This is a genomic window from Veillonella parvula (genome assembly GCF_945949885.1).
GTDB classification, from domain to species: Bacteria; Bacillota; Negativicutes; order Veillonellales; family Veillonellaceae; genus Veillonella; species Veillonella parvula_B.
The window spans coordinates 25,672-46,107 of sequence record NZ_CAMFFZ010000004.1; the positions used below are offsets into that span (position 1 = coordinate 25,672).

A 20,436-nucleotide genomic window follows, 5' to 3' on the forward strand; every position below is an offset into this window, starting at 1 on the left:
AATTCCTCCTTAACCGATAGAACCTTCTAATTCAAGATTGATTAGATTATTCATTTCTACTGCATATTCAAGTGGCAATTCTTTAGATATTGGCTCTACGAAGCCACGAACGAGCATCGCACGAGCTTCTTCTTCGCTGATACCACGAGTCATGAGATAGAAAATTGCCTCGTCAGAAATACGACCGATTTTAGCTTCATGACCTAAATCCACATTATCATTTTCTACGATAATAGCCGGGATTGTATCAGATTGAGACTCAGCATCAAGCATCAAGGATTCACAAGAAACGGTTGCTTTGGAATGTTCAGCTTTAGGGCCAATCTTCAAAAGGCCACGATAAATTGCAGCGCCACCGGATTTAGAAATAGATTTAGAGTTTACATTACTTGTTGTATATGGTGCATTATGTACCACTTTACAACCTGTATCGAGGAATTGTCCCTCACCAGCGAATGTTACACCTGTAAATTCAGCATGTGCACCTTCACCATTGAGAATACTCATTGGATACAAACAAGAAACTTTGGAACCAAAGGAACCAGATACCCATTCAATTGTGCCATTTTTACCCACTACACAACGTTTTGTGTTAAGGTTGTACATATTTTTAGACCAATTTTCAATTGTAGAATAACGCAATGTAGCATTATCTTTAACGAACAGTTCAACAGCCCCCGCATGAAGGTTAGACACATCATACTTAGGAGCAGAACAACCTTCGATAAAGTGCAATTTAGCCCCTTCTTCTACGATAATCATCGTATGTTCAAACTGACCAGCACCTGGTGCATTCAAACGGAAGTAAGATTGCAATGGAATCTCTACTTGCACACCTGCAGGAACGTATACGAAGGAACCACCAGACCAAACGGCACCATGAAGGGCAGCCCATTTATGGTCTGTAGGCGGAATTAATGTCATCCAGTATTTTTTTACGATTTCTTCATGCTCATGTAATGCTGTTTCGATATCAGTATAGATAACACCTTGCTTAACAAGATCTTCTTGAATACTGTGGTAAACAACCTCAGAATCATATTGAGCACCAACACCAGCTAGAGATGTTTTTTCCGCTTCTGGAATACCTAAGCGGTCAAAAGTACTTTTAATTTCTTCTGGAACTTCATCCCAGTTTTCTTTCATATCTACTTTAGGCTTAACATACGTATGAATATTTGCCATATCCAAGCCCGAGATATCAGGAATCCAATTTGGAATGCCCATACGATTATAGATTTCCAAAGATTTTAAACGGAAATCGAGCATCCATTCTGGTTCATTTTTATTAGACCAAATTTCGCGGATAATATCTTCTGTTAAACCGGCGTCAGAGATATAAGAATATTCAAATTCATTCTTTATATCATAAACGCCACGGTCCATATCCGCGACTTGGGTTTTCTTTCTTTCTTCCATTATGCCTCCTATGCTAATGCTTTGTATGCGTCGTAACCTTTTTCTTCGATTTCACGTACAAGAGAAGCATCACCAGTTTTAACAATCTTGCCATTAATCAACACATGAACATAGTCTGGTTTTAATTTTTGCAAGATTTGGTTATGATGAGTAATGATCAATACAGCATTTTCTTCGTTATGGAAACGTTGTACCCCTTCAGATACGATACGAACCGCATCTACGTCAAGGCCAGAATCAGTTTCATCAAGAATAGCTAATTTAGGATTCAAAATGGACATTTGAAGAATTTCATTCTTCTTGCGTTCACCACCAGAGAAACCTTCGTTTACATAACGTTGCGCATAGGATAAATCAAAGGACAATTCATCCATTTTTTCTTTCAATTCTTTTTTGAAAGATAATGCACGTACATTTTCACCAGTAATTGTGGATTTAGCTGTACGAATGAAATTTTCTACAGTAATACCAGGAATAGAAATTGGATTTTGGAAGGACATAAAAATACCCGCTTTTGCACGATCGTTTACTGCATCTTCCGTAATATCCTTACCATCAAAAATAATAGAACCACTATCTACTGTATATGTAGAGTTACCCATGATTGCATTAGCAAGTGTAGATTTACCAGCACCATTTGTCCCCATTACAACGTGAATTTCACCTTTATTAATTGTTAGATCAATGCCTTTCAAGATTTGTTTCTCTTCAACAGATACCTTTAAATCTTTTATCTGAAGTAATTCAGCCAAAATGTTCACTCCTTTTATTTGTATGTAACCGTAAGAAACATACACTCGTTATATATAAAACGTATATACTGACACATATAAAAAGGCGGTACGCACTAACGTGAATACCGCCGTAATTCTCGCCAACTTAGCAAGTATGTGCATAACAATCTACACTCATTATACATTCTTATCTAAATGATAGCAAGATATTCCTACTAAAATATACAGGAATTAAAAGAATATCAAGTATTACATATATTGATAGGTTTTTATTAATATTAATTCTCATCCTATTCGATTCTCAATATTAAATTATAGGTTTGAAAAATCAAGAGTTCCGAATAAATCATCATATGTTTCAGCACGACGAATTTGTGTAACAGAGCCATCTTTATGTAATAATAACTCTGCAGAACGTAATTTACCATTATAATTGAAACCCATAGAATGTCCATGTGCACCAGCATCGTGAATAATGACACGATCTCCAATATCAATTTTTGGTAGCTCTCGTTGAATAGCAAATTTATCATTATTTTCACATAAGGAGCCTGTTACATCATATACATGATCCTTGGGAGCATTTTCTTTACCCATTACAGTAATATGATGGTAAGAGCCATACAATGCCGGACGCATAAGGTTTGCCATACAAGCATCTAAACCGATGTAATGACGATAAATATCTTTTTTATGAATAGCAGTAGAAACAAGGTAACCAAATGGACCTGTTACCATACGCCCACATTCATAAGCCAATGCTACATCAATAAATCCATTAGCTACTAAAATCCGATTATACGCTTCTTCTACACCCTTGCTTAATGCGCGGAAGTCTACTGGTGTTTGTTCTGGTTTATAAGCTACACCTACACCTCCACCTAAATCAATAAATTCAACAGTTATACCAAGTTCTTTTTTAATATCTACAGCAAGATTGAAGCAAAGCTCTGCTGTACCAACTAAACCATCAATATCAAGTTCGTTAGAAACAACCATTGTATGAATACCAAAGTGTTTTACACCTTTAGCTTGTAATTGTTTGTACGCTTCAAATATTTGTTTGCGGGTCATACCATATTTAGCTTCTTCAGGAAGGCCAATAATTGTATTCCCCCCTTCTTTTAAAGAACCCGGATTATAACGCACGCAAAATGTATCTGGTAAAGAACCGTGATTATTCTCTAAATAGTCGATATGTGTAATATCATCAAGATTGATGATTGCACCCATTTCAAGTGCTTTTTTATACTCCACATATGGTGTATCATTAGATGTGAACATAATATCATGGCCCGTAATCCCCACCTTTTCACATAAAATGAGTTCTGCTAAGGAAGAACAGTCTGCACCAACCCCCAGTTTTTGTAATAAACGCATGATATAAGGATTTGGAGTTGCTTTAACTGCAAAATATTGCTTGAATCCCTTATTCCAAGAAAATGCATTGATGAAAGATTTCATATTCTCAATAATTCCTTCTTCATCATAAATATGGAATGGAGTTGGATACTGAGCAATAATATTTTCTAATTGTTCTAAAGTGAATGGAACTGTTTTCTTGTTCATGATAACCTTTCTACATAAATAAAAGACTCATCAGCCGATGAGTCTTTTATCCTAATTTCCTAATTATTTAAATAAAGCTTTATCTAAACTAAAGCGACCAGCACCAGCAAAGAATAGCATAAGTGCACCAAAGCCCAATTGAGATGGATAATCCCAGCTAAAGAAACTACCATTCAAACTCACAATAGTCGCAGTTGCTAAAGTACCTACAACTAGAATAGCACCAATACGTGTAAATAATCCTACTGCAATGAGAATACCACCAATCATTTCTGCAAGTGCTGCCATAGTGCCCAGCATCTCATAACCACCGGATAGACCTAAAGGTGCCAACATAGTTCCTACTTTGTAGAGTCCTTCAGCTCCGCTAAGCCATTTTAAATAACCATGATAAAACATGGAAATGCCCAATGCAAGGCGATAAATTAATAAGCCAAAATTTACATAATTAGGTTTACTTTTAAAAATAAAGTTCAACATAGTAATCCTTCTTTCAATTCAAATATATTAAATCGAATAAATTCGATACATTAATTATACTATTAGAGAATAACTATGTCAATAAGACTCACTATTAAATTCTATAGAATTATATCATACATTGTATACAAAATCAATTTTATCGATGTAATCAACCTAATTTGGTCACTTTAAATCTGATCAGCTTGAGTATAATAATATCTTATTTAAAATATTAAAACATTACAACAAATTAATAAATTAGTAAAAAATAATCCTAATGAATATGAAAAAATGTAATTCACAATTCATTAGGATTATTATATTGCTTATATATTTAATTCTAAGCAGTTGATTACATCATACCGCCCATGCCACCCATTGGAGGCATTGCAGGAACTGTTGCATTTTCATCTACCTTATCAGCTACGATTGTTTCAGTAGTTAATACAAGAGATGCGATAGATGCGGCATTTTGAAGAGCAGAACGAGTAACTTTCGCAGGATCAACAATACCAGCTTTAACCATATCGATGTATTCTTCAGTCAAGGCATTGAAGCCCACGCCAGATTCAGTATTTTTAACTTTTTCTACTACTACAGAACCTTCAAGACCAGCGTTGTATGCGATTTGACGAAGTGGTTCTTCTACAGCACGTTTTACAAGGTTAATACCAGTTTGAACATCACCAGTAGCTTTCAATGTATTCAATGCAGGGATGATATCGATGAATGTAGTACCACCACCAGCTACGATACCTTCTTCGACAGCTGCACGGGTTGCGTTCAATGCGTCTTCAATGCGAAGTTTCTTATCTTTCATTTCAACTTCTGTAGCAGCACCTACTTCGATAACTGCAACACCACCGGACAATTTAGCTAGACGTTCTTGTAATTTTTCACGGTCGAAATCAGAAGATGTTTCTTCAACTTGTGCACGGATTTGGTTAATGCGTTTAGCAATTACATCTTTATCACCTGCGCCATCAATGATTGTAGTTTCATCTTTAGTGATGCGAACTTGACGAGCTGTACCAAGATCTTCAAGTTCTACAGAATCAAGCTTACGGCCCATATCTTCAGTAATAACAGTACCGCCTGTTAAGATAGCGATATCTTCAAGCATAGCTTTACGACGATCACCAAAGCCAGGAGCTTTAACAGCTACAGCTTTGAATGTACCACGCAAACGGTTTACTACTAATGTAGCCAACGCTTCCCCTTCTACATCTTCAGCGATAATAAGAAGTTCTTTGCCTACTTTTACTACTTTTTCAAGTGTTGGCAACATATCTGCGATAGCACTGATTTTACGATCAGTAATCAAGATATATGGGTTATCCATAACAGCTTCCATACGATCAGGGTCAGTTACCATGTAAGGGGAAATGTAACCACGATCAAATTGCATACCTTCTACTACATTTAATGCAGTTTGCAAACCTTTGGATTCTTCAACAGTAATAACACCGTCATTACCAACCTTTTCCATAGCTTCAGCAATCAAACCACCGATTTCTTCGTCAGCAGCGGATACACTTGCAACTTGAGCAATTTCAGCTTTACCAGAAACTTTAATAGAGCGTTTTTTGATTTCTTCAACTAAAGTTTTTACTGCTGTTTCAATACCTTTTTTCAAAATCATTGGGTTAGCACCAGCTGCTACATTGCGCATACCTTCTTGAATCATAGCTTGTGCCAATACTGTGGCAGTAGTAGTACCATCACCTGCTACATCATTAGTTTTAGTAGCAACTTCTTTTACCAACTGAGCACCCATGTTTTCAAATGGATCTGGAAGTTCGATATCGCGAGCAATAGTTACACCATCATTTGTAATTGTTGGGGAACCGAATTTTTTATCCAACACAACATTACGACCTTTTGGACCTAATGTAACTTTTACAGCATTTGCTAATTGATCGACGCCACGACCTAAAGCGCGACGAGCTTCTTCATTAAACAAGATTTCTTTTGCCATATGTATTACCTCCTAAATAGTAACACTATCCAATGTAACGAAATATATATACCCTTAGGCAATATAGAATGTATCATCAGTTTTTATAGTCATGTAGACTATAAATTAGCGATTATAATACTGCTAAAATATCGCGTTCGCTAATAATCAAATGAGTAGCACCATCAATTTCTAATTCGCTACCAGCATATTTTGCGAACATAACAGTGTCGCCAACTTTAACTTCTGGAGCTACACGTTGACCATTGTCATATACTTTACCAGCACCTACAGCTACAACTACACCTTCTTGAGGTTTTTCTTTTGCTGTATCAGGAAGGAAGATACCACTTTTAGTTTTTTCTTCTTTTGCTTCTAGACGGATAAGAACGCGGTCAGCTAATGGTTTTAACATATAACGTCACTCCTTTTTACTAATTAATCTCCATAATTTATTAGCACTCTAGCTCATTGAGTGCTAATTACAAGTATTATTATAACCGAAGTTAAAATAATTGCAAGTACTAATTTTGATTTTTTGACTTTTTAGATATTATTTGACTTATTAGACTGTTTAATAATGAGATTACATGTTTCTATAATAGATATTTGTTTATTCATACTTAAGGTGCGAATGCGATTATACGCTTCCGCTTCAGATATAGAATATAGTTCCATTAATATACCAGTTCCCTTTTGAATGATTTTACGATCTTCTAATGACTGTTCTAGCTCAGCCATCTTTTCGCGCAACTGAGCATCACTTTTATAGCGACCTAAAGCCATCTCTAAGGAAGGAACTAACTGTTCCTCCCGTACTGGTTTAATTAAATAGCCATATACACCAGAATCTCGAGCCTTATCGATTAAATCTTGCTGGCTATAACTTGTTAATAATACTACAGGTGCTTCATGGTGAAAGCCAATTTGACGTGCCGCCTCAATACCATCTAATTCTGGCATTTTAACATCCATCAATATAATATCTGGCTTATGTTTTTTACAAAGTTCTAAAGCTTCAACACCATTTGTACCTTCTGCAACGACTTCATGACCACAAGACTCAATAATATCTCGTAAATCCATACGTATTAGAGATTCATCATCCACGATTAAAACGCGCATTTATGCCTCCTTTTTCATATATATCGTCACCAATACACCTGTTCCAGTATTTTCTATAGATAAACTTCCTTTTAATTCATGAGTAACTAAATTATTAATAATAGTTAGACCTAACCTTTTATTAGACGAAACAGAGAAATCACTAGGCAAGCCTTTTCCGTTATCTGTAAAATCCAGCTTAATTGTATTACCTGCATCAGTAACTGCTAGGTGAACATTTCCACGATCCCCGTCTACCCCATGTTCTAAGCTATTCGTAATCAACTCATTAATAATAAGAGATACATAACTTGCCATATGAGAGGAGATTAATATGTCTTCGCCACTGTAAGTAAAAGTAACCTCTTGGTCTTGTCGCACCATACTCATACGCAACAATCGACATAATTCATCGTAAATCGATCGTATACCGATATAATCCTCATCGTAATGAGATACTATATCATGAACTAGAGCCATGCTCTCGATGCGATTAATTCCCTCTTGGAGTGCTTGTTTTACCTCTGGCAAGCTAGAGCGTCTCGCCTCCATGCGCAATAAACCTGCTACTGTTTGTAAGTTATTTTTTACACGGTGATGAACCTCTTTGATAATGGAATTTTTAACTAATAATTCTTGTTGCTGTTTGCTTTCACGAGTACAATCATGAAGAACTAAAAAGCACCTCGTTTCATTGCGCCCCATAGCAATAGGAATCATATGCTGACGAATTACCATATCTTGATAGATTTCTTCATTGGTAAGTATATTTCTATCTGATAATACCTGCTGTATAGCGGACATCTTTAAGGTACTGCTAAAAATTGATGAACCTACCAAGCGACGATCAAAACCTAATACATCTACTAACTTCATAGCTGCATCGTTAGCGTACAGTATTTTATAAGTGTCGTCAAAAATAATTAAACCATCAAAATATGACATTGGTTCGTAAGACAATATTTGTTCATCAGTAGCTGTCAGCATAAGACGTTGCATCGTATCAGACAGAACGTATTCTTGCTCGTATTGTTCTACCTTAATAGACGGAGACACTGTAAAAGATATGCCCCCAATAATACGACCTCCATTGTCCACAATAGGAAAGATATGTTGACGTTGCTTATCATCTAACCCGATAAGTGGTTGGCCATCTTTCATCATAGCATGCCACGTATGACTGCCTTTTAATTGACGTGTAATAATCCCATGATCACTGCGTTCTATACATAGCATATCTGCACATTGTTGTGTTCGCTCTCTTTGCTCTATCTCTAGTCGGGGCGTAAAAATCTGTATCCTTTGACGGGTTAAAGACTCGCCAAAGGATATGAGTTTACTAATATGCTCAAGTAATGAGGTTTGTAATGGTCCTAATGGTGTCCTATTTAAAATATCTTGACCAATATCCACGATTAATCCTCTTTCCAAGATACGTATCCAATGTCAACACTGGGCTTTGCATTCAATGTTAAATCGCCAAATTTTCCGGCCTGCGCCATATAATAAGCTCGACATCCAATCATGGCCGCATTGTCAGTAGACAATATTTTATGTGGTTTGTAATAAGTAAAACCTTCTTCTACACACATAGCTTCTAAAGCCTTTTGTAATCCTTTATTGGCTGATACACCACCAGCAATAGTAATACGACTTTCACCTAATGTATGTGCTGCATCTTTCGTCTTTTCTACCAACACATCAACAATAGCCTTTTGAAACGATGCGGCCACATCAGCTTGATTGATAGGCTCATTCTTTTGTTGCTTGCTATTTAAATAGTTCAAAACAGCAGATTTCAAGCCACTAAAACTAAATTCAAAATTACCAAGTTCACTTAACGCTTTTGGAAACTCAATAGCCTCTGGATTTCCTTCTGCAGCAAGAGCATCGATATGAGGTCCACCTGGATAAGGGAATCCCATAACCCGTGCAATCTTATCAAAGGCTTCCCCTGCCGCATCGTCTCGTGTTTGACCAAGAATATTAAATTCTTCATATCCTTTTACATGTACTAACATGGTATGACCACCAGAGACAACGAGACTTAAAAATGGAGGCTCCAGTTCTGGATTAGCTAAAAAGTTTGCAAAAATATGACCTTCCATATGGTGCACTGGCACCAAGGGTATCCCGGTAGCAAAGGATAACCCTTTTGCAGCAGCTACACCAACTAATAAGGCCCCTACAAGACCGGGACCATACGTAACACCAATATGATCGATATCTTGTAAAGTCACATTTGCATCACGTAATGCTTGGTCTATTACGGGTATCACTTGTTCTATATGATGACGTGATGCAATTTCAGGTACAACGCCACCAAATTTTCTATGTATTGGCACTTGGCTTGAAATAACATTAGACAAAACAGTGCGCCCGTCCTTAAGGACAGAAGCAGAGGTTTCGTCACAGCTACTTTCCAAGGCTAATGTGTATATACTCATTCTATTTCCTCTGAAACGAGAGACATAATATAAGCATCTTCCGTAGGCTCTGAATAATAATCTTTACGAATTCCTTTTACAGAAAATCCTAAATTTCTATACATAGCCAATGCTGCAAGATTAGATATGCGCACCTCTAAGAAAATTTCTTTCATACCTCTCATAAGACATTCATCTATTAATTGTTTTGTAAGTTTTGATCCGTATCCCTTACCTCGTGCGGAAGGAATAATGGCGATATTCGTAATTTGACCTTCATCGTATACGAGCCAAACACCTGCGTATCCAACAATTTGGTTCCCCTCACAAATTACCATATATAATTTATTTGATACCCCTTCTAACTCAACTAGAACAGATTCTAAACTCCAAGGAACAGAAAAAGACTGTTGTTCAATAGCATAGATAGCTTGAGCATCATCTATTGTAGCCAAACGAATCTCCATTATTCGACTCCTGCTGCCTCAGTAACTATAACTGTAGGATTTTGATTCAACATTTCAGGATTATTTTTATGGCGTTCTTCCCATAACACTTCTGCTTCTGAGCGACGAATATAATAAGGAACCATATCCATAGGGTCAGAACTCTCCTCAGAGACTACCAATCTACGGCCAGCCAGTAATAGAGAACTAGCTTTTGGAATACGTTTCGATATATCTAAAATCGTTAAATTTGTATCACTTTCATCTAGTAGCTTTTCTATTCGCTTAACGCCATCCCCAAGGAATACTACATGTTCTTCAGATGCTCGAAGTCGATCTAATAAATCACTAGCAGCAATGACAAAAGGTTCCTCTTTGCAAACTAATTCATTACCATCATATTTGTAGATACCTGCATAGACATGTTTTTTCTGAGCATCGATAACAGTACAAATCGTGCGGTCCGTATAAGCTACATTACGAGCTAAACTGTCCATGGTCATTACGCCATATAAAGGAATTTGTAAGGCATAAGCCATAGCTTTAGCTGTCCCCATACCGATCCGTAAACCCGTAAAAGAACCAGGCCCAATACTGACCATAATACCTTTTAATTCACTTTTTTCAACTTGAGAGGCTCGTAAAAGCATATCAATATGAGGTACCAACTGCTCAGAATGAGTTAATCCAGCTTGAATGGTCAATTCCCCAATTAGGCAACTTTCATCCATTAAAGCCACACTCGACACGAGTGAGCTCGTCTCAATTCCTAACCACATATGGGCCTCCTATTTCTACTAAATCATCCGCTGTAAGGTAATCACTAGCTAATGTAATGGAGCGGCTTGTATCGTCAATGCGCGTTAAATAAATCCATAGCGTTTCATCAGGCAATTCATGAGGAAATTTATCGGCCCATTCTACAATGGATACGCATTCTTCTGTATATTCATAGAAGCCAATATTTTCCAGTTCACTAACATCTTCCAAGCGATATACGTCAAAATGATATAAATGAGTTCTATTCACATCATAGGTATTCATGATAGCAAAGGTGGGACTTGTAATTTCTTCAGTAACTCCAAAGCCCTTTGCAATACCTTGCGACAAATGTGTTTTCCCTGTCCCCAAGTCACCAATTAAGGCTATACAAAGAGAATCCCCATTATGTTTAACCCATTCGCCTAATAGTTGGCCAAATTGTTGTGTATCTTTTACTGTATGAGTCTCTAATTGGACCTGAACCTTATCCTTCATGAAAATGATTATATCCTTTCGCTTCTATGACCTTAATCGTTTTATCGGATGTTACCATTTGAACCCGAGGAGGGCCAGATAAAACTTCTCCAATCAAAGTAATGCCTGCTAACTTTTCTAATTCCGAAAATAATGATTTTGGTGCTGTAAAGACTAACTGAAAGTCTTCACCACCATATAAAGCATAATCTACTGGATTAGTTTGTAAATGCTTAGCTAATGCGTAAGTCTCCTCATGTAGAGGAATTGCTTGTTCTTCGATTACAATGGATACATTACTAGCTGCAGCAATTTCATTCAATTCACTACCTAGTCCATCGCTAATGTCATTCATACTATGGATACCAAGCAGTCGCAATTTTTGCCCCAATTCAATCTGTGGTTCAGGACGTTGATGCCCCACTTTGGTCATATCATAGCCTACTAAATTATATGATAACGCACCTAAACCTGTAGCTGCATAGCCTACATAGTTTGTAAGACCAACAACGTCTCCTACTTTCGCACCACTTCGCATAACCGCAGTACCTTTAGGAATCTCTCCGATAATTGTTACGGTCCAAACCATGGGGCCTTCCGTACGTACCGTATCTCCACCCAATATATTGAGTTGATACCGCATACATTGATCTTTAATTCCCCTATAAATTTCATCAAGAATTGCTGTATCAATATGGTCTGATACAGCAAGAGATAATACAATTTGTCTAGGAATGCCACCCATAGCCGCAACATCACTCAAATTAGCCGTCATAAGACGATACCCTACATCATAGGGCGTCATATAGTGAAAGCTAAAATGAATACCTTCTACCATTGTGTCAGTGCTTATCAATTGCTCTGTATTTTGTTCAGTTTTATAAATAGCGCAATCATCACCAATACCGTACACTACGGTATTAGGGTTGTAAATCGTGTTATTTTGAATTTGACGAATGAAATTAAATTCCCCAACATCTTTTAATTGCATCTGATCACCTAGTTTCCTATTATTACTTATTGTATTGTAACATATATAAAAGACAACAAAAATAGCAGATAGTTGATATATCAACTATCTGCTATAAATGTTCCTAAAGGAATTATTTTTTAATTAGATTCGTCATTCTCTTAACAGGCTCTTTAGTATCAAAGGAGCCTACAGTTGGAACCTTTTTACCATTATTGACGAATAGAACACCATTAATATTATCAAAGGATGTCAATGTATTTACAATGGCAGCCATTTGTAACTTAACAGTTAAATCTCCTCCATTACCCTTTATGAATGCATCATCTACTTCAACAGAAGCAATGCCATCTTTTACAGTAACAGATGTAATTTCAATATCCTTAGAGAACACTGGATATTTTTGTGCTCTATCGGCATTTAACATCGCTAAAAGAGCTGCTTTAGGCGTAACTTTATTCGCCTCTATCTCAACGGTAGTTTGTTTTACCCCAGAACCATCCTCTGTAGGAACAAAGAAGGCCATCTTAACCTTTTCTTGAGATACTTTACTTGTTTCTGCATCCTTATTGACTTTCGTCTCTTGCGTAGATTCACTTTTACCTGTTGTAGGAGCTTGTTCATGTGTACAACCCACTACCAATGCCAGCATACCTACACAGAGAATCGATAGAACTTGTTTACGTAATTTCATCGATTAACCTCCAAAGTAATTAGCAATACCATTTGCAATGCGGTTAGCAAAGTCTTCTTGAGTTTGAGGAGATTGTAGCACACGTTCCTCATTAGGGTTAGAAATAAAACCAAGCTCTACAAGAATTGCAGGCATATTAGAATGTCTCAACACGTATAAGTTACCTTCTTGAATGCCACGATCACCATTGAAACCAGGTGTGTTAGCAATTTGAGATTGTACCTTTTGTGCTAATCGAGCATCGTTACCGGTTTTGCTATAGTAATATGTTGCAATACCACCAACGCTAGGATTATTAAATGCGTTGATATGAACGCTTACAAGCGCATCAGAATTGCTACGGTTAGCCACGTTAACACGAGCCCCCAATTCATCAACACCACTTGCATTAGGGCCATATACGTCTACATCAGTAGTACGAGTCATAAGCACTTTAGCACCACGATTTTCTAAAGATTTTTTCAAATACATAGAAATCGGTAGTGTAATGTTTTTCTCTTGTACACCGTGAGGTCCAATAGCACCAGAATCACTACCACCATGTCCTGGGTCAATAGTAATTGTTTTACCAGATAAACCGCCACTAGTAGAGTATTTACCAGATCCTGTAGGTACATTTTTTGCTGGATGCGCAGATTGAGATGGCTTTTTACCATAGTAAGCAGGCTTAGCTGCAACACCTTTTTTCTGAACATCAACAACGATACGATACGGTTTCTTATTAACCGTATCTTTTTTCAAGGAAAAAACCTTTACATCACTAGTATCAATAGATGAAGGTGTCTTGATTGTTACTTTAACATCTCTGCCATCTTGTGAAAGTTTAGCAGAGCTAGCAATAGCCGAGTCCATAGAAATGTTCTCTTTAGCCGTCTTTAGCTTTGTATTTTTTAAAGTAACAGTCGTAGTTTTCCCATCTTTGCTAATTGATGCAGACGCCTTTATAGGTGCCGATAAGTCCATAACAATACGAACATACGGTACAGGTGCATCTGTTCTAGTCACCCATCGAGCATCTTCTAAATTAGCTGCCTTTGCTTGCGTCAATAATAAAGGTATCGCCATCAAGACTGCAAGGCACATAAAAAATAGTTTACGCAATACATTCACTCCAATCTAACTGACATACATAGTGTCCAAACCATAGAGATGAGTCGATGATATTTTTATCTATCAAAATCTCATCGTTCCAATCTATCCATAAACTAATGTTAGATTATAAATAGATTATTTCATACAAACATGAAGATTAGTATGCCGATTACACATATTACTATATAAAGACCTTATTCAGAATACACAAAAAACAGTTTCATAAAATTATTTTTTGTATAAGTAATCAAAACTAACGTTCAGTTGTAATTTGCCATTCATTCCCATCCGTACTAATATGAATACGCCCCATCGTATCTGTACGGTAAATAGCAATATTATTTTCCTGTAAACGACGTAATGTCACATCGTGAGGATGACCATACTTATTATACATGCCATTTGAAATTAATGCACTTTCAGGCTTAATAGATTTCAAAAAATCTTCAGAGCTACTTGTACGAGAACCGTGATGACCTACCTTAAGAATACGAGAAAACAATCTAGAATTCTGCTCTTTTATAAGTTTTTTCTCTTCTTGTAATTCAGCATCACCCGTAAAGAGCATAGAAAATTTACCGAAGATTAATTTACCTACAATAGAATTATTATTAAGATCTGTCTCTCCTTTTTTATCAGTCAAAGGTTCAACCCAAGGAGCATATACTACAAAGACAGCACCACGTCCAAAATCAACTACATCTCCACTTCTCAAAGTAGTTCGTTGAATTTTATTTTTCTCAATCCATTTTTCATAGGTTTTGTACATATTATTATCAACAGCAATACCATCATCATATACATGTTCAATAGGCATAGCCTTTGCAATAGCATAAAAACCACCCATATGATCAGCATGAGGATGCGTGATAATAATATTTTTTAACTTTGTTACACCCATAGTTTTAAGTTGAGCTACAATATTTTCACGATGTTCTATGTCACCAGTATCGATCATGCTATACTCGTCGCCTACCTTAAGTAATATAGCATCCCCCTGACCAATATCTAGCATATATACATCTAGCTTACCTTCAGGGACAGTCGTTTTAGTATCGATAGAGTAAGCCCCATTAGCATTAGTAGTTACTTGATTTGCTGCGTTTGCTACATCATTATTTGTGCATCCTGCAATGGCGAAGATAGGAATACATAATACTAGCAAGAAAGCTATAAAGCGTTGTATTATATTTGTCATTTATAATCTCCCAATAATTCACTAATAACACAGCCTAAAGAAGCACTGACATCACTCGGAGTATAACCCCAACTCTTTGTTTCATTCAGAATATCTGCACTACGACTATGTACATATACACCTAGAACAGCACTATCTTGTAGTGAATAACCCTGACTTATAAAACCAGCAATTACACCGGTCAGCACATCTCCCATACCGCCAGTCCCCATGCCCGCATTACCGATAGTATTTACATACACTGTTCCATCAGATAATGCCACAATTGAAGGAATCCCTTTTAGTACGAGAACAACTTGATGAGCCTTAGCAAATTCTCTAGCCAATGTGATGTAATGACGCTCAATCCATTTAATAGGTAAATCAATAAGTCTACTAAATTCACCTAAATGAGGTGTCATGACACAATATGGAAGTTCTCTTTCTACTGCATATGCAGACTCAATATCACCATCTCGCAAAATATCTTTATCAATACAACCAACATGTCCCAATGCATACAAAGCATCAGCATCTAGTACTAATGCTCCTTCGTAAGCATCTAAAATATGATCTACTAAATCACAATTTTCAAGGGTACGACCTAACCCGGGTCCCATAGCAACAACTTGGCGACAATCAAAAAGTTCTTTATTATCCTCTGTAGAAGTAACCATCACCTCAGGTATGACACGGCTTTGTACAACCTGCTTAATCATTTGGGGCACAGCTAATGTTACCTTACCAGCACCACTATGAACTGCCGCTTCAGCAGACAAAATAGGGGCTCCTATCATATCATTTGAACCACCAATAATTAAAGTATTTCCATTAACGCCTTTATGCGCCATTGGGGTACGATAGTTGATAATTTTTTCGGCTAAATCAAAATCAATGGTTATTGTTCTAACACGTTCACCCAGTACCTGCTGCCAAGGAGCACCCAATGGAGCAACCACTGAGGTTCCTCCTATAACCTTTCCTGGATATAATAACAAACCTTGTTTGATTGCCCCAAAAGTAACAGTATAATCATAGGTCAGTGTGCCTTCCGCTACTTGACCAGTAGTAGCATCCAAACCCGCAGGTACATCAATAGCCCACAAATCAAAATTATACTGACTACGCATAGTATCAATATCATGCAATATATCGATGGTCAAGTCTCTTAATCTTCCAGTTAAACCTGTTCCCAGGATACCTTCCACAGCGATAGCTACATTGGACCAATCATTGAATTCATCATACATATTGATGATACAACCCATAGCTTCACAGCGCTCTAGTTGCACTGCAAAAAGATCACTACACTTGTTTGTATCTCCTACTAGTACAATTTGTACTAATACACCTTGCTCCATCAAATGACGAGCCGCTACAAGGCCATCTGCCCCATTATTACCCGTACCACATATGAATAAAACAAAACTATTTATGGAACGACCATTATTCAGGGAAAACAAATCGTATTCTCCCCTTAAGGCATCTACGATACCACGCCCAGCATTTTCCATGAGGATTTCTAAAGAAACTCCTAATTGCTTAGGAACCTCTTGATCTATAAATCGAGCATCTTCAGTTGTTAAAATATTCATCTTATGCTCCTTCAAGTATGACTGTACTCATTGCATAATCCTTGCAATGACTAATAGACACATGAATATCAGTATAGCCTGATGTTTCGTAAATATCTTTGAAAGTATCTTGTAAACGAATTAAAGGCCCTCCCCATTCGTTATGATAAATTTCTATATCTTGCCATGATCCATGTCTCATTCCTGTGCCTAAAGCTTTAATAAAAGCCTCTTTTGCAGCATATATACCTGCAAAGGATTCGTAACACCCTTTATTCCGACTTTTACAATATTCAATCTCATGAATCGTATAAATACGCTCTTTAAATGAACTTGATTTCTCTATAGCTTGACGGATACGATCAATCTCTATAATATCATTCCCTAATTTCATAATAGCTCCTAAAATACCCTAACACTATTATTATACACTCATAAAGGTGATAAAAACATAAGTAATATCTAGACATAAGTAATATCTAGACATAAGTAATATCTAGACATTTACCGAAAATGGTAAGCTAGACAAACTATAAATTTCAACTTTACCTTTACGATTAACCGCCATATACATTTGACCATTTCGACAATCCATGTCTTCTACTTCAATTCCAGAAGCATAAGGGCTAATATTTTTAACAACTCCCTCTTCATCGACGTATACAAAGGTTGTCAAAGTTGTAAATAAAGTATTTCCATTAGTTGCATAAGCACCGTTATTATTTAAGTTTGTATGATTAGCATCAATTTTATAAGAACGAATACGATTAAAATTAGAGTCGTAATAATTAATTGTCCGTTCAGAGTTTGTTAAAGGCACAATTGATACATATTCATCGCGTACTTTATCATATGCAAAATTAAAAACTTTCTCTTTTAGTTTAATAGGCGCTTCAACAATCATGCTATCCGCTTCAATAGGAGTAATGTTATATCCATCTACAACAGCATTTGTTGTATAGTAACGATTATTGACAGAATTATAAGTTAAGGTATTCATATGACCTAATAAACTTTTATGACTATACTCATATTTCGCAACAACAGTAAAGGTTTTAGGGTTAATTTCATAAATAATTTGCTTCGTATTATCTGAATTAATACAAGCTAAAACAAAAACGTCTTTTTTAGAATTATAACAAAATCCTTGACACTGATTTACAGATCCATCTAATGGTATTTCTGCCAAGCGAGATAATGGCAATGGCATCTGTACAGCGCTAACCTGTTGAGTAAGTTTAGGAATATCAAAGATATTTGTAATATAATCAATTACACCTTGATCCATACTGTCACCTCATGAAATTAATAATGTATATTACGGTATATAAATTCATAAATATAAAAATAGGCGGTAAGACAAAAGTCTTACCGCCTAATGTTGGTGCCGGAGGTGGGACTTGAACCCACACGGTATTACCCGCTTGATTTTGAGTCAAGTGCGTCTGCCATTCCGCCACTCCGGCGTATCGGAACATTTGTTATTATACAGACATCCCTAAGCAATGTCAACATATTTTTTATATTTCATCTAAAATATTTTGAACCGTTTTCATATCTGTATCACATTGTTGTTTCCATGTAAGTGCGACACCTGTAATATAGCCTTTACGGGCAAATTCTACATCGGTAGGAACACTTTCAGCACCATAGTCTAGCTCACCAGCTAACCAATAATAATCCTGTCCTCTTGAATTGATGCGAGCTTCGATAATATTACTATAGGTTTGTAAACCTTGGCTCACCATTTTAAAATGGTCCCAATCACATGCACCACGTAATGGAAAGTTCACATTTAGCAAACCACTAAACTGACCCGCCACATAAATTTTCTCAATCAATTCATGTATAAATGGATGTATTTCATTTCCCCGTTCAACAGAATATCTCTCAACAGATAATGCTAAACCAGGAATACCATAGAAACAACTTTCCATAGCTGCCGAAACAGTGCCGGAATACAATACATCAGAGCCTAAATTAAACCCGTGATTAATGCCAGAAATTACAAGATCTGGCATATCATCAGTCAATAAATAACTAAGACCGAACTTCATGCAATCGGACGGCGTTCCCGTTAGAGCATAAAGGCGAGGATTTTCATCCTCGCCATTGTAAGCATCTAGTTTCAATGGAACCTCGGTCGTCAATGCATGGGATTTAGCACTTTGCTCATTAGCAGGTGCTACAACGGTAATTCTATAATATTGACTTAAATACGATGCAAGATGACGTAAACCATCTGCTAAAATACCATCGTCATTACACATTAAAATATGCATAGTCACTCCTATAGATTCTATTTTTCATTCTTATTCATATTGCCCATACGTGTTAATTTAACATCATCTAATCCCACGGCTCTCGTATGAACTGTATGAGACCATACCTTATTATGACGGCGGAACCAACCTAGGATATTTACTGGAATCCAAGAATATACGAATAATGGATATAGTAAATAATAGAACCAAATCTTTGGTGGTACCTTGATTTTCAATAATACGATTAACGGGAATAAGTATTGCCCCACACCTATAATTGTCCACACAGACATAGGCATAATTTGATACAAAATATTTGTATAGATTGGAGTATACGCATTGATGTAAGACAGTACCAAATATATAGTTGTTAACAACAAGAAATAAGGTTGACTCACTTGGAAGATACCATCCAAAATCATAATATTCCCTGTTTTGATACCAATAGCAAATAATTTAGGAATATATCGACCCGCACAGTCAAATTGCCCCTGAGCCCACCGTAAACGTTGTCTGCAAGAAGCCATCATAGTTGTAACCTTTTCATCGTATACGATAGCATCATGCCCCCAACAAGTACGGATACCATGAGTTAATAGCTTCATGGAAAATTCCATATCTTCGGTTAAGCTATTGCAATCCCAACCGTATTCGCGAATAATAGATGTACGAATACACATACCTGTACCACCTAAGGCCGTAGATAAACCAAGACGATATTTTGCTAAATGCCACATATGGTTAACCATCCAAAAGGCGATGGAGAACGTACCTGCAACCCAAGAGTCAGTTGGATTTTTAGAGTTCAAGTAACCTTGAATTACAGACTCACCTTTTTCAAGATGATCATTCATTTCTAACATAAATTGAGGGTGTACTAAATTATCGGCATCAAAAATTAGGAATGCATCATATTTCCGATCCATTTGTTCTACCCGATCAAACATCCACCCCATGGCATAACCTTTGCCTATTTCTTGTTTATTTTCACGTACATGTACATTAGCGCCAGCAGCACTTGCTACTTCCGCAGTCTTATCTGTACAGTTATCGGCAACTACAAAAATATCATATAGATCATCTGGATAGTCTAGGCCACGTAAGTTTTTAACTAACTCACCAACAACAGCTTCCTCATTATGAGCGCATACAACGATGGCAAAGGAATTTTTAGGGGTATAATTTTTATGTACTCGCGATCGCCACATACCTACGATAGCGAGTATAAAATAATAAACCGTATAAATTACGATTATTACCTGCATAGGAATCAGTAATAGATCCAGTAGGTAATTCATACTATTCTCCTCCA

The 20,436-nt window shown here is 36.7% G+C and carries 21 protein-coding genes and 1 tRNA gene; all 22 read right to left on the reverse strand.

Translation table 11 applies throughout. The features are described 5' to 3' along the window. Positions 1-9 precede the first annotated feature (9 nt). Positions 10-1,419 carry a Fe-S cluster assembly protein SufB gene (sufB, locus tag Q7O55_RS02225; RefSeq protein WP_004696034.1) on the reverse strand — a complete coding sequence of 470 codons (1,410 nt, stop codon included), beginning with the start codon at positions 1,417-1,419 and terminating at the stop codon, positions 10-12. 8 nt (positions 1,420-1,427) lie between these two features. Continuing rightward, positions 1,428-2,171 (reverse strand): Fe-S cluster assembly ATPase SufC, encoded by a 744-nt coding sequence (gene sufC / locus Q7O55_RS02230; RefSeq protein WP_004696035.1) that lies wholly within the window; start codon positions 2,169-2,171, stop codon positions 1,428-1,430. Between the two features lie 294 nt (positions 2,172-2,465). Continuing rightward, positions 2,466-3,722, reverse strand: a complete 1,257-nt coding sequence (locus Q7O55_RS02235; RefSeq protein ID WP_303927974.1) for a diaminopimelate decarboxylase — start codon at positions 3,720-3,722, stop codon at positions 2,466-2,468. A gap of 63 nt (positions 3,723-3,785) precedes the next feature. Next, positions 3,786-4,202, reverse strand: coding sequence for a DoxX family protein (locus Q7O55_RS02240; RefSeq protein ID WP_303927976.1), 417 nt, complete (start codon positions 4,200-4,202; stop codon positions 3,786-3,788). Between the two features lie 334 nt (positions 4,203-4,536). Next, complete coding sequence (gene groL / locus Q7O55_RS02245; protein ID WP_303927978.1) at positions 4,537-6,162, reverse strand: chaperonin GroEL; 1,626 nt, start codon at positions 6,160-6,162, stop codon at positions 4,537-4,539. A 112-nt stretch (positions 6,163-6,274) separates the two neighbouring features. Beyond that, on the reverse strand, positions 6,275-6,556 hold the full coding sequence (gene groES / locus Q7O55_RS02250) for a co-chaperone GroES (protein WP_004696047.1): 282 nt from the start codon (positions 6,554-6,556) through the stop codon (positions 6,275-6,277). A gap of 131 nt (positions 6,557-6,687) precedes the next feature. Next, positions 6,688-7,266: an ANTAR domain-containing response regulator gene (locus tag Q7O55_RS02255; protein WP_012864453.1), complete on the reverse strand. Its 579-nt coding sequence runs from the start codon at positions 7,264-7,266 to the stop codon at positions 6,688-6,690. Continuing rightward, the gene (locus Q7O55_RS02260; protein ID WP_303927981.1) at positions 7,267-8,658 is read right to left on the reverse strand and encodes a sensor histidine kinase; all 1,392 of its coding nucleotides are present in this window, start codon (positions 8,656-8,658) and stop codon (positions 7,267-7,269) included. A gap of 2 nt (positions 8,659-8,660) precedes the next feature. After that, entirely contained in the window at positions 8,661-9,692 is a 1,032-nt protein-coding gene (gene tsaD, locus Q7O55_RS02265; protein ID WP_303927983.1) for a tRNA (adenosine(37)-N6)-threonylcarbamoyltransferase complex transferase subunit TsaD, read from the reverse strand. Next, positions 9,689-10,138, reverse strand: a complete 450-nt coding sequence (gene rimI / locus Q7O55_RS02270) for a ribosomal protein S18-alanine N-acetyltransferase (protein ID WP_303927984.1) — start codon at positions 10,136-10,138, stop codon at positions 9,689-9,691. The genes tsaD and rimI overlap by 4 nt, the downstream gene beginning before the upstream one ends. Beyond that, a complete protein-coding gene (gene tsaB / locus Q7O55_RS02275) occupies positions 10,138-10,896 on the reverse strand; it encodes a tRNA (adenosine(37)-N6)-threonylcarbamoyltransferase complex dimerization subunit type 1 TsaB (RefSeq protein ID WP_303927985.1) in 759 nt (252 codons plus the stop codon). Before tsaB ends, rimI begins: the two co-directional genes overlap by 1 nt. Further along, positions 10,880-11,374 (reverse strand): tRNA (adenosine(37)-N6)-threonylcarbamoyltransferase complex ATPase subunit type 1 TsaE, encoded by a 495-nt coding sequence (tsaE, locus tag Q7O55_RS02280; RefSeq protein WP_303927987.1) that lies wholly within the window; start codon positions 11,372-11,374, stop codon positions 10,880-10,882. Before tsaE ends, tsaB begins: the two co-directional genes overlap by 17 nt. After that, positions 11,364-12,344: a thiamine-phosphate kinase gene (gene thiL / locus Q7O55_RS02285; RefSeq protein ID WP_303927988.1), complete on the reverse strand. Its 981-nt coding sequence runs from the start codon at positions 12,342-12,344 to the stop codon at positions 11,364-11,366. The genes tsaE and thiL overlap by 11 nt, the downstream gene beginning before the upstream one ends. Before the next feature lie 112 nt (positions 12,345-12,456). After that, positions 12,457-13,017, reverse strand: coding sequence for a GerMN domain-containing protein (locus Q7O55_RS02290; RefSeq protein WP_303927989.1), 561 nt, complete (start codon positions 13,015-13,017; stop codon positions 12,457-12,459). 3 nt (positions 13,018-13,020) lie between these two features. Then, positions 13,021-14,118: an N-acetylmuramoyl-L-alanine amidase gene (locus tag Q7O55_RS02295; protein ID WP_303927991.1), complete on the reverse strand. Its 1,098-nt coding sequence runs from the start codon at positions 14,116-14,118 to the stop codon at positions 13,021-13,023. Between the two features lie 244 nt (positions 14,119-14,362). Further along, the gene (locus tag Q7O55_RS02300; RefSeq protein WP_303927992.1) at positions 14,363-15,307 is read right to left on the reverse strand and encodes a ComEC/Rec2 family competence protein; all 945 of its coding nucleotides are present in this window, start codon (positions 15,305-15,307) and stop codon (positions 14,363-14,365) included. Further along, the gene (locus Q7O55_RS02305; protein WP_303927994.1) at positions 15,304-16,881 is read right to left on the reverse strand and encodes an NAD(P)H-hydrate dehydratase; all 1,578 of its coding nucleotides are present in this window, start codon (positions 16,879-16,881) and stop codon (positions 15,304-15,306) included. The genes Q7O55_RS02300 and Q7O55_RS02305 overlap by 4 nt, the downstream gene beginning before the upstream one ends. Before the next feature lies 1 nt (position 16,882). Next, positions 16,883-17,254, reverse strand: coding sequence for a holo-ACP synthase (gene acpS / locus Q7O55_RS02310; RefSeq protein ID WP_295815222.1), 372 nt, complete (start codon positions 17,252-17,254; stop codon positions 16,883-16,885). Between the two features lie 102 nt (positions 17,255-17,356). Next, positions 17,357-18,148: a hypothetical protein gene (locus Q7O55_RS02315; protein WP_303927996.1), complete on the reverse strand. Its 792-nt coding sequence runs from the start codon at positions 18,146-18,148 to the stop codon at positions 17,357-17,359. Between the two features lie 94 nt (positions 18,149-18,242). Next, positions 18,243-18,326: transfer RNA gene (locus Q7O55_RS02320), tRNA-Leu, on the reverse strand. A 54-nt stretch (positions 18,327-18,380) separates the two neighbouring features. Further along, positions 18,381-19,142, reverse strand: coding sequence for a 5'/3'-nucleotidase SurE (surE, locus tag Q7O55_RS02325; RefSeq protein WP_287529075.1), 762 nt, complete (start codon positions 19,140-19,142; stop codon positions 18,381-18,383). Positions 19,143-19,159: 17 nt separating this feature from the next. After that, complete coding sequence (locus Q7O55_RS02330; protein WP_303927999.1) at positions 19,160-20,422, reverse strand: glycosyltransferase family 2 protein; 1,263 nt, start codon at positions 20,420-20,422, stop codon at positions 19,160-19,162. Between the last annotated feature and the right edge of the window lie 14 nt (positions 20,423-20,436).